Source organism: Pseudoalteromonas sp. NBT06-2, from assembly GCF_002276045.1.
In the GTDB taxonomy this organism is placed as follows: domain Bacteria; phylum Pseudomonadota; class Gammaproteobacteria; order Enterobacterales; family Alteromonadaceae; genus Pseudoalteromonas.
In genome coordinates, this window is sequence record NZ_NQMR01000182.1 from 1 (window position 1) to 11729 (window position 11729).

Consider the following 11729-nt stretch of genomic DNA (forward strand, 5'->3'; position numbering starts at 1 on the left):
GCAGCCTGTCGGGTTTACCAGCTTTGCTGGGCAAAAAAAAAGCGCTAATTAAGCGCTTTTTTCCGAATGAGTGAAGTGATGAATTTGGAGAATCGTATGATTCCTAAATAGTCTTTATTGAAGATTAAAGCAATTATCATGATAAAATCAACTAAATTCACCCCCACTGTATATATATCCCACAATAACCAACGCTCTTGATTTCTATTGATGACTATATCAATATGCATAGCTAAAAAAAGTAATGAGTTAATTATTAACCCTACAATTATATACTTTATCGAGCTTGGTATTTTTTCTTTTAAAATATAAGCAAAACCAAAAATCAGACACAATGTAACTAAATCATATACAAACCAAGTAATGTATATTTCCGGCAATGCAAATAAATTAAAAAAATCATCGCTTATAAAATAAGATAAAAACATTATAAAAGAAGAAACTAATATTAAATTTTCTTTTTTTGGAGCTGCCACTTTCAATAAAACATTAAATAAAAATGCCATCAAGAACCCCCAAACAACAAGGGCTGCTAATGTTGTACTTAAATTAAGATTCAACCAAGACATTCATTCCTTCCAACAAAGCTTAAGTAATAATTACACCACCGCCACGCATAGGTTCAGCACCAGTAATAATTACACCACCGCCACGCATAGGTTCAGCACCAGTAATGATAACACCACCGCCACGCATAGGTTCAGCACCACCTGAAACTTTGGCGGCTTGCGAAAGTGATATTGTAGCATTTTGTAATGTATTAATGCTAGCCATTTGCGGTGTCGTCTCAGCAGGTTGATTTTGTTGATAAGCTAGCACTGAGGTAGCTGAATCATTTGAAATTTGCATAATTATTACCCTTATTTTTATTTTTAAAATATGAAGCTTGAACATTGCCTTGCATCAATATCAAACACACTGTTCAAGCACTAATGCTTCTTTGTTTTAAATATGTAGCAAGTTACGATCCAACTATTTTAAAATAACCGTTAATCACATCAAATTACGAATAAGTAATTATTTTCATTTAACTAGTGCAATACTTTTTATTTAATCCTTTAGAATGATAGGATTAATTCAGGCACAAAAAAAACCTATCAATATTTAATCGATAGGCTTTTACGTTAATGAACTGGTCCTCATTCCCAACTAAAAGTATTAAAACTTCTAATTAAAATCCAGCTTAAAAACTAAGTGGCAACTTAATTCCTTAATAATTCAAGAAGTACATTAAGCTACATTTTTGCAAGGTATTTGTTTTACGGTATCTATTTGCTCATTCAACAAATAATCCATAGCGACTTCATCACAATTATCTTTACGTAGACATAATTCACAGTCTTTCATTACTTTTTCTGGTAATTCAGATTTATGACTATCGGCAAAACCTAGCTTGGCAAAGAATCCTGGTACACGCGTTAATACAATCACACGTTTGAGTGCTAATTTTTTCGCCTTTGCCAGTAAATGCTCTACCAAGGCACGCCCTTGCCCTTTAACTTCTGCTTTTTCACAAATACCTAAAGAGCGGATCTCAGCAAGGCCCGTATCATAGATATATAAAGATGCACAACCTGTTACTTTGCCATTAACTTCTGTAACGGCAAATTCATTAATAGAATGCACCATATCACTTTTTGCACGAGGCAAGTTTTCACCCACCTTTGCCCAATATTGAATTAAGTCATTTATTGCTTCAACATCATTTAATCTTGCATCTCGTACTATTACTTTTTGTGATGCTCTAGCATTTTTTATGGCAAACTTCACTTGCGTTTCAGATGTGCCACCTAAGGCTTTACGTGCATCTAAACAAGCTTGTAATTCAAGTACAGAATAAACATCCCCTTCTATGGTTTCGCACACAGCTTTAAATTGCGTGATTGATAACTCTTCTAGGTTTTTACCTTCACCAATCGCAACTTGTACCAGTTCACCAACGATATGATGACCTTCTCTAAAAGGGATGCCTTTAGCAACTAGATAATCGGCTAACTCTGTTGCGTTTGCATGTCCGCCTTGTGCTGCTGCTTTTGTCGCCTCACCATTAACTTTAACACCTTTAATACAGGCTTCAGCCATATGGATACTGGCAAGCCAAGTTGGCATCGCATCAAACAGGCCTTCTTTGTCCTCTTGCATATCTTTGTTATAAGCAAGTGGTAAAGCTTTTAATGTCATCATCATGGCTGAGAATGCACCAAAAACACGACCAGTTTTACCGCGAATTAACTCAAGTGCATCTGGATTTTTCTTTTGTGGCATTAAAGAAGAACCTGAAGTCACACTATCTGCTAACTCTAAAAAACCCGCTTCACCGGTATTATAAAAGATCATATCTTCAGCCATACGCGATAAATGCATCATAGAAATAGAAGCGCAACTCAGTAGCTCAACAACAAAATCACGATCAGATACGCCATCTAAACTATTTTTAGTAGCAGAGGCAAAACCCAATGATTCGGCAAGTTTTTGCCGGTCTATGGCATAAGCTGTCCCCGCAAGAGCGCCTGACCCTAATGGGCATACATTGAGTCTGTCTAAGGCATTTTGTAAACGGCTTTCATCACGTTCAAGCATTTCATAATATGCCATGCACCAATGACTAAATAATACAGGTTGTGCACGTTGTAAATGTGTATAACCTGGTAATACAGTTCCGAACTCTTTTTCAGCTAAAGTTACAATCGCATTTTTAAGTGATGCAATTGCTTTTAGCAGTTGTTCAGCAGTATCACGACTCCACAGTCTAAAATCAGTTGCCACTTGATCGTTTCTACTACGACCCGTATGTAACTTTTTACCTAAGTCGCCTACTTTTTCAATTAAAGCTGATTCAACATATGAGTGAATATCTTCCGCGCCAGAAGCCACAATTACTTGTGGATTAACTGCCACTTCATCTAATAACGCACTTAATGCTGTTTGAATTTGTTGAAATTCGCCTTGCGTTAATACATTTACTTGCGTTAATGCATTTGCCCACGCTATTGAACCAACAATATCTTGCTCTGCTAATTGATAATCAAAAGGTAAAGAGTCGTTAAACTGCTTAAATGCCTGATCAGGTCCTGATGAAAATCTGCCGCCCCACAATGCCATCTTCGTTCTCCCAAGCGAATTGTAAATTCGCCCTTGTTATTACTTGCTACTTTTTATTTCTAAAATCTACTTGGTGTTTTCTTTGCTGAGTGCTGTGATTCTGCTTGAAAGTGAAAATAAACGAATAAACCCTTCGGCATGCGATTGATTATAAACATCGTCAGCACCAAAGGTGGCAAAGTCTTCACTGTATAAGCTATTTGGTGATTTCTTTTGAACAGCAGTCACATTACCTTTGTAAAGCTTAACTACAATTTCACCTGTAAATGCTTCGGCTAACGCTTCGGCACTTGCTAAAATAGAGTCTTTAAGCGGTGTAAACCAACGACCATCATAAACAAGGTGAGCAAATTCATTGGCAAATGTATTTTTCCATTTACGACACTCTTTATCTAATACTAGTTCTTCAAGCGCACGTAATGCTGTAACCATTACTGTACCACCAGGTGTTTCATAACAACCACGAGACTTCATACCCACTAAACGGTTTTCTACAATATCAACACGCCCTACTCCATGTAATGCAGCAGGCTTGTTCAGTGCTACTAAACATTGATAAGGAGATAGTTTTTCACCATCAATTGTTGTGACCTCGCCTTTTTCAATACCGATATGAATATATTGCGCTTCATTTGGTGCTTGTTCTGGTGAATTTGTTAACGGCCAAATTTCAGCTGACGGCTCACACCATGGATCTTCAAGTTCACCGCCTTCTGTAGATAAATGCCACGCATTACCGTCACGGCTATAGATTTTTTTAGCTGATGCAGCACAGGGAATATCCCGCTCAGTTAAGTAATCAAGTAGTGATTCTCGGCTATCTAAATCCCACTCCCTCCAAGGCGCAATTACTTTTAAGTTTGGTGCTAAAGCAGCAAAACATGCTTCAAAACGTACTTGGTCATTACCTTTACCTGTACAACCATGGGCAACAGCATCTGCACCGACTTTAAGTGCGACTTCAACTTGTGCCTTAGCAATAATCGGACGTGCCATTGACGTACCTAAAAGATATGTACCTTCGTATACAGCACCTGTTTTAAGTGTCGGATAAATGTAATCAGCAACCATTTCTTCTTTAAGATCTACTACGTAACACTCCGAAGCGCCTGAAGCGATCGCTTTTTCTTCAATGCCCGCCAGCTCTTCATCGCCCTGACCCACATCAGCAACAAATGCCACTACCTCACAATGATAGTTTTCTTTTAACCAAGGCATGATCACTGATGTATCTAAACCGCCTGAATACGCTAATACTACTTTTTTGATGGAACTCATAACTTTACCTTTGAATAATTCTTTATTTAATCTGTTGGGCTAAAACCCAACTTGTTTATTTAACTGTTTTTAATTAACAAAATTTGGGTTTAAAAGCGTAATCAATAACGCATTTTGTGCATGCATACGGTTTTCAGCTTGTTGAATAATTTTTGCCGCTGGACCATCCATTAGCTCAGAGGTAATCTCAAACTCTCTATGCGCTGGCTGGCAATGTAATACTGTACTGGCGCCTGTTTTCTCTAATAACGCTTGGTTTAATTGATATGGCATATACTTTTTCCTTACTTCTTCAAGTGGTGTGTTATCACCCATTGAAACCCAAGTATCGGCATATAACACATCTGCGCCTGCAGCCGCTTCAACACGATCACTGACTTGTACATGCGCACTATTTATTGCGGCTATTTGTTCTGCTTGCTTAACTATTTGTGCATCTGGTGAAACACCTTTTGGACAAACAGCCACAAAGTCTGTGCCCAAAGTTGCCGCTAATAACATAAGAGAATGTGTTACATTATTTCCTTCACCTAAATAAGCGACTTTAAGCTCACTTACATCACCATGCACTTCTTGTAATGTTAAAAAGTCAGCCAATGCCTGACATGGGTGATATAAATCACATAAGCTATTTACGACAGGCACACTTGCATGCTCAGCCAAAGTAGTTAACGTACTATGCTGATTTACACGAGCTACAATACCATCAGCCCAAGTCGATATATTTAATGCAAAATCTTTTACTGATTCACGAGAACCCATAGCACCATTTTGCTGATCAAGATAAACTGCATGACCACCTAATTTATTAATACCAATATCAAATGAAAGACGAGTTCTTAAACTTGGCTTTTCAAATAAAGTAACAATAGATAACCCAGCTAAAGCCTGATTAAAGTCTTGTGGGTTTGCTTTTAATGCTTTTGCTAGATCGAGCATTTTTAGTAATGCTGTATTATCTAACTCTAATCCATGTAAAAAATGTTGTGACATGATGTATTCTTCCTAAATAATTTATAAAGTGACTTTTGTGCCAACGTGTTGGCCTTGAAGTAAACCAGCTAAATTTTCTGGTTTTTGCCAACTTGAAATATAAACACCTCGTCGTAAGTGTTCGGCAGCACGTAAACTGGTCTCAACCTTGACCTGCATACCACCTAAAATCACTCCATCATTAACCAATTCTTTTATTTCATTTGTATTAAGTTGATGTAAAGGTTTTTTGTCAGCATCAAGTACTGCCTCAACATCTGTCATAAATATCAATTCAGCATTTAAGCTTGCCGCTATCGCCGCCGCAGCTTCATCCGCATTTACGTTGTACCAATTGCCTTCTAAATCAAAACCTATAGAGCTTACAATAGGTAATCTATTTTGCGATAACATGCCTTGAATGACGCAATCTTGTGTTGATTCACATGTACCGACTTGACCTAACGCTTTTAATTTTTTTGTGCTTTTAATGCCTGCTTCATACAAACTTATGCCCACAGGTTTTAAGTTTGCAGTAATCGCTTGACCCATAAGTTGTTTATTAGCGCATCCAGCTAAAGCACCTACAATGTATGGCATTTGCTCTTTAGGACTAATTCGTAAACCTAAATGCTTTGCCGTTGCAAAACCCGCATCTTTAAGCCAGCTATCTATCAAAGCACCGCCACCATGAACAACAACAAATTGTGCCTCTTTTTGCTGAGCAACCACATCAAATAATGCTTTTGCTGCATTTTCAGTATTTAAAACTGCACCGCCTAATTTAATTACCCAAGTTTTCATGATTTAACCCCTTTAGGTAATAAACTAAATTCACCAGGTAAGCCCATGCTAATATTCATACATTGCAACGCCTGACCCGATGCACCTTTTAATAGATTATCGATTGCTGACATAACAATTAACTGTGAGCCTTGTTGCTGCCAAGCAATATCAACAAATGGCTTATTTGCTACGCCATTAATTGTTGGAATAGTATTTCCTAATAAGCGAATTAAAGGTTTATCAGATAAACATTGATAAGCTGCCTCGACTTGATCCGGTGTTACGTTATCTTTTAATTGCACGTAAATTGTTTCAAGAATACCTCTTGGGAAATTACCTAAGTGCGGTGTAAATAAAACATCATGATTTAAATGCTTTTCAATTTCAGGTGCATGTCTATGATTAAATAATCCATAGGCACCTAAACTGACTTCACAAAAGTGAGTACCTATATTGGCTTTACGTCCTGCGCCTGTTACACCCGATACTGCATTTATGATAATAGGTTGCTCAGTGACTAAATCAGCATTAACCAAAGGTTTCAGTGCATTTAATGCAGCTGTTGGGTAACACCCTGGTACCGCAATCAATGGTGCGTTCTTAATTACATCCTGATTTTGCCATTCAGCTAAACCGTAAACTGCTTTCTTTAATAAAGTGATGTTTTGATGGCTAAAACCATAATATTGCTGATAGTCTTCGTCAGAACTTAAACGAAATCCGCCTGATAGATCAAAAACCTTTTTACCCATTTCAATAAAAATAGGAGCAAGCTCTACACTTACTTTATGATCTGTACATAAACAGACATAGTCGGCATTGTTTTGAATATCAGTAAATGCATCAGCTGTTAAAGGTGTTAATGGCAGAGCTAATAAACCCAAGTACTGTGGATATAAACTGCTTAATGGCTTACCTTTATCTAAGCTATTTTCAGATACATAAATACCTGCAAGTGTTAATTTTTCATGTGATGCTACAAGTGATGCTAATTCTGCACCGCTGTAGCCACTTGCTCCGACAATAACAACTTTCATGTTGACCTCAAAAAATTTCCCTCCTAATGGAGGGAATAAAATCAGCTTACGCTGGGGAGATATTTATGCTAAAAATCTGTATATGTATGCACAATAAGTTAAACTGGATTTATATTCAAGTTTTATGAATAATTATTTTTAATTTTTTTAGGTTTTATTATGTCTATACCGAATTTTTTACAAATGTACCAAACGCTCATATCACTTCCTTCAATTAGTGCTATTGATGAGAAGCTCAATTTAAGTAATAGAGATGTGATTAATAACTTAGCTAATTGGTGTCAAACACTCGGGTTTGAATGTGAAATCACAGAGCTTGAGAATGCCCCCGGAAAATTTAATTTACTGGCAAGGTTAAATCCTAATGATTGTCAAAAAGAACCAAAAGATATTCATGGTGGATTAATGTTAGCTGGTCATACAGATACGGTGCCTTTTGATGAGAACCAATGGAGCTTAAATCCCTTTACGTTAACGGAAACTGACAATAAATTATTCGGTTTAGGTTCAATTGATATGAAAGGATTTTTCGCATTTATTTTACATGCTTTACAAGGATTAGATTTAGCGAATTTACAGCAACCTTTAATCATTTTAGCCACTGCAGATGAAGAAACAACAATGGCAGGTGCACAGCAAATTTGCCAACATGAAAATCTAAAGCCGACTCGCTGTATTATTGGAGAACCAACAGATATGGTCCCAGTTTTCACCCATAAAGGTCATATGTCTAGTGCCATTCGAATAATAGGTAAATCAGGTCATAGTTCAGATCCTAATGCGGGAATAAATGCAATCGAGATTATGCATTTGGTGATCCAAAAACTACTCATTTTAAAACAAGAATTAAAGAATAAGTATTCAATATCACACTTTGAAATTCCATATCCTACGTTAAATTTAGGTCATATTCATGGTGGCGATAATGCCAATCGCATTTGTGGCTGCTGTGAATTACATATCGATATGCGTCCTTTACCTGGCATTAGCATTACTGAACTGCAAGCCATGTTGCTAGCTGCTGTGAATGAAATTAACCAGCAATATCCTAATGCAGTTGAAGTAATCGATTTACACGATCCCATTCCTGCATTTAAAGGTAAAACAGATTCCGCATTGGTTAAATTAGCCGAAAAAGTATCAGGGGAAAAAGCGATTGCAGTGAATTATTGTACCGAAGCACCTTTTATTCAACAACTAGGATGCGAAACGATTATCATGGGGCCTGGCTCGATAAATCAGGCACATCAGCCCGATGAATACTTAGCCATGGAAAAAATAAAACCGACTCAAAAAATGTTAAAGCAGCTAATTGTAGAAAGTTGTTTTTAATATAAACCTGCTTCGTATCTTTATTGAAGCCACTGCGTGGATAGGCTCTTAGTATATAATATATCAAAGCTAGTTAACCCTTTAAATTGCCACGTAGTGGCCTTACTAAAAATGCGATGCAAATCTAGCGAGAAGATAAGGCGATTAAGGTGCCTTCAATAGAGCGGACATAAGCTAAGGTTTGTCCATTTGATTTTTCTGCCGGTGGACAAAAAGGTTCTGCACCTGCCGCAACCGCTTTATCATATGCCTCAATAACGTTGTCGCAATAAAAACGTATTTCAAAGCCCAGAGCGGGTTGTTTAGGTTGAGTACGAATATAACTTTGCTTGAAATGGGATTGTGCAAAAGGATGGGCAGAAAAAGCTAGCTTAACTTGCCCAGTATCTAGCTCCGCATACTGCCCTGAACCATCATCTTTGATAGTACTTAAACCAAAAGCCTGATAATAAAAATCTAACGTTTCTTCAACATCATCGACATAGATAACTGTTTTCGAAAATTCCATCGCATCACCTTATAACAGTAAAAATATTTCAATATTATTTATAACAGCAAGAGTATTTCAATATTATTTTTATTAACTCAGTTTAAAATATGCCCCAAAATTTATAATAAAACAACCAAGTATAATTTTTAACAGCAGTTTTAGGTGAAGTGAATTTACAGAATAAGTATTTATAGAATTAATCATTTTTATACATATCACTTAAAATTAGAGCTAGCCGAAACCAATTTCAGCATGGCTAGATAATCCAATTTAATTAATCAGTTAGTAATTTTTCTAAATCGCTGCGAACCAAGATTTGCGGATTAAAAAACTTATTAGGAATATCAACTGTTTTAACATCATTATAATTGATCACTGTTTTTAAATTTGATTTCATATTATCAATTAACAACATCTTCACGACGGCATCTTGTCCATCACGCTTACCTCGCTCAAACTCAGCGACTTTTGAAAGCATTCCCGATCTTAAATATAAAGCGGCACTGATAGGAAAATAATCTTCACTATTTAGTTTCAGTTCAATTTTTTGATAACTCGCAGAACTATTTTTAGCTTCCAAAGTTAAATTAATTGTTTTATTTTCAGTTTTTTGATCAACAATTTTATATTGTTTACTCCAACTAAGCGTTGCAATATCTCCTAATGCAGCCTCTCCTAATAACTTTTGCATAGGAGTAATGCGAATTGGCCTACGACTTTTAGGCATAAACATCCAATAACTTTTACCTTTCATCAGAACTTTTTGACCCGCATCCGCAGGTGATTTAAAAACAATAAGTGAGCGGCTATCAGTATTGGTATATACATGAAATTTTCGGGTTTTAATTAACTCATCACCCTTGAAAAGTTCAACATCACATTTTACAAGCGCTGATCCCTCTTTTACCCTATATTGTTCCGCTTTTTCTAAAACCGATAAGCTAGCAGTTGCAGTTCCCGAAATCAGAATTAAAGCAGCAGCAAAAGCCTTAATTACAGTTTTATTATTAAACATGGCTCAAAGCCTCCGTGATAGTTTTAGAACATCCTTGATAAGCTGATTTAAATGCAGCAAGAATACAAATCAAAGTTAATATTACACTGGTGGCAATTGCCAGAAGCCATGAAAATTCAATTGTTAAAGGGTATCCTTGATTACTACCTGGCGGTGGAGGCATTTCTAATCCTAAAGTTAATAATGCCCAATTCACAATACCTGTAAATACAACGCCAGTAACTGCACCAATCAAACCAATAATGCTAGCTTCTAACACAAAATTTCGTATGATTTCACTTTTATAACTTCCCATAGCTGCAATTGTGCCAATTTCTCTAGTACGTTCTGTAACAGTCATACTCATCGTATTTGAGATAGAGAAAAAAACTAACAAAACCATTAGTGCACCTAATAAACCAAAAATTCGGTTATATAAATCTTTTACTGACTGATAATAAAATGCTCTTTGCCACCAAGGGGTGAATAATAAAGATTCATCTTTTTGTGCGTATAGAGATAATTTTTGTTCTGTTTGATTTAAATCGAAAAGGTATACAGCTAAAGAACTTACTTTGGTGGTATTTAATAATGACTTTGCACTTTTTAAATCTATGTATAACTGACGCTTATCTAAGTCGGGAACACCTGTGGTGTAAATACCTTTAACTGTGAAATCAAACGCATTTAAAGCACCATCAGTTGTAGTTGAAAGTAAAGTGATAAAGTCACCAACTTTTACTTTCATACTGCGTGCTAAACCTTGCGCAAGAACCACTTGAGGTAAACTATCTGAACTCTCATTTGTAGATAAAGCAGATCCTTCAAGCATATTTAAAAAAGGACCTTTAACGCGAAACTCACTTGCTTCGACACCTAAGCCCATAAAAATAGATGTTTTATCTCCATTTGAAATTAAACCATTGAAGTTAATCCTAGGTAACACGGCTTTCACATCATCATCATCCATCATTTGATGTTGAATATCTTCAAAGTTAGCTAACCCATATTGCATAGGGGTATCTTCTTCATCAATAAAAAACTGAGGATGACTTATCGTTAAATTACCTTCATCCCGTGCCGCTTTTTCAGCTAAAGAGTGGTAAGTAAATAAAGCAAAACCACTACTTACCAAAATAGCTGTCATTGCAATTGCCGTAACCAAAATGGTAAAAAATGAACGTCGTCCATTTCGGATCACATTTAAAAAAGCATAATTTAACCAGCGCATACTTCCTCCCGCATTAATTCAACTTCTTGATTTGGTTGCTGTTCTGTTATATTGCCATCGACAAGTTCTAAAACGCGATCACATCTTTGTGTCATTCTATTATCATGAGTCGCTACGATGAATGTACAGCCAAGCTTAGCTCCTAACTCTCGCATTAAATCAATAATGAGATGTGCCGTTTTAGTGTCTAAATTTGCAGTAGGTTCATCTGCAATAACTAAAGCAGGTTCTTTAACTAATGCTCTTGCAATAGCAACACGTTGCTGCTGCCCCCCAGACAATTGATCCGGCCTTTGTTTTGCGTATTGACCCAACCCCACCGCATCAATTATTTTCGAGACCAGCCTCAAACGCTCTTTTTTCTCAACCCCTAACATTAATAGCGGATATTCAATATTTTCAAATGCAGTCATAACGGGAATTAAGTTATATCTTTGGAAAATAAAACCGATTTTTTCTCTGCGCAATTGCGTTAATGCTTTAGTAGTAACACCTCAATAACCCGTG

The 11729-nt window shown here is 36.5% G+C and carries 12 protein-coding genes; 1 reads left to right on the forward strand and 11 read right to left on the reverse strand.

Going from position 1 to position 11729, the window contains the following annotated elements; translation table 11 throughout:
- Positions 1-44: 44 nt before the first annotated feature.
- The 7 genes from CJF42_RS22925 to argC form a co-directional block, all read right to left on the reverse strand.
- The gene (locus CJF42_RS22925; protein WP_095368885.1) at positions 45-569 is read right to left on the reverse strand and encodes a hypothetical protein; all 525 of its coding nucleotides are present in this window, start codon (positions 567-569) and stop codon (positions 45-47) included.
- A 19-nt stretch (positions 570-588) separates the two neighbouring features.
- A complete protein-coding gene (locus tag CJF42_RS22930) occupies positions 589-849 on the reverse strand; it encodes a hypothetical protein (protein ID WP_095368886.1) in 261 nt (86 codons plus the stop codon).
- Between the two features lie 381 nt (positions 850-1230).
- Complete coding sequence (gene argH, locus CJF42_RS22935) at positions 1231-3102, reverse strand: argininosuccinate lyase (RefSeq protein ID WP_095368887.1); 1872 nt, start codon at positions 3100-3102, stop codon at positions 1231-1233.
- A 66-nt stretch (positions 3103-3168) separates the two neighbouring features.
- Entirely contained in the window at positions 3169-4380 is a 1212-nt protein-coding gene (locus CJF42_RS22940; protein WP_095368888.1) for an argininosuccinate synthase, read from the reverse strand.
- Positions 4381-4449: 69 nt separating this feature from the next.
- Entirely contained in the window at positions 4450-5373 is a 924-nt protein-coding gene (locus CJF42_RS22945) for an ornithine carbamoyltransferase (protein ID WP_095368889.1), read from the reverse strand.
- A 21-nt stretch (positions 5374-5394) separates the two neighbouring features.
- Positions 5395-6156 carry an acetylglutamate kinase gene (gene argB / locus CJF42_RS22950; RefSeq protein WP_095368890.1) on the reverse strand — a complete coding sequence of 254 codons (762 nt, stop codon included), beginning with the start codon at positions 6154-6156 and terminating at the stop codon, positions 5395-5397.
- Positions 6153-7175 (reverse strand): N-acetyl-gamma-glutamyl-phosphate reductase, encoded by a 1023-nt coding sequence (gene argC / locus CJF42_RS22955; RefSeq protein WP_095368891.1) that lies wholly within the window; start codon positions 7173-7175, stop codon positions 6153-6155. Before argC ends, argB begins: the two co-directional genes overlap by 4 nt.
- Positions 7176-7334: 159 nt before the next feature.
- Between argC and argE the strand changes: the two genes are divergently transcribed.
- On the forward strand, positions 7335-8507 hold the full coding sequence (gene argE / locus CJF42_RS22960) for an acetylornithine deacetylase (RefSeq protein WP_095368892.1): 1173 nt from the start codon (positions 7335-7337) through the stop codon (positions 8505-8507).
- A 124-nt stretch (positions 8508-8631) separates the two neighbouring features.
- Here argE and CJF42_RS22965 read toward each other — a convergent pair whose 3' ends face one another.
- The 4 genes from CJF42_RS22965 to CJF42_RS22980 form a co-directional block, all read right to left on the reverse strand.
- Positions 8632-9015 carry a VOC family protein gene (locus CJF42_RS22965; protein WP_095368893.1) on the reverse strand — a complete coding sequence of 128 codons (384 nt, stop codon included), beginning with the start codon at positions 9013-9015 and terminating at the stop codon, positions 8632-8634.
- Positions 9016-9271: 256 nt separating this feature from the next.
- The gene (locus tag CJF42_RS22970; RefSeq protein ID WP_095368894.1) at positions 9272-10012 is read right to left on the reverse strand and encodes an outer membrane lipoprotein-sorting protein; all 741 of its coding nucleotides are present in this window, start codon (positions 10010-10012) and stop codon (positions 9272-9274) included.
- Positions 10005-11222, reverse strand: a complete 1218-nt coding sequence (locus CJF42_RS22975) for an ABC transporter permease (RefSeq protein WP_095368895.1) — start codon at positions 11220-11222, stop codon at positions 10005-10007. The genes CJF42_RS22970 and CJF42_RS22975 overlap by 8 nt, the downstream gene beginning before the upstream one ends.
- On the reverse strand, positions 11210-11689 hold the full coding sequence (locus tag CJF42_RS22980) for an ABC transporter ATP-binding protein (RefSeq protein ID WP_252097714.1): 480 nt from the start codon (positions 11687-11689) through the stop codon (positions 11210-11212). The genes CJF42_RS22975 and CJF42_RS22980 overlap by 13 nt, the downstream gene beginning before the upstream one ends.
- Between the last annotated feature and the right edge of the window lie 40 nt (positions 11690-11729).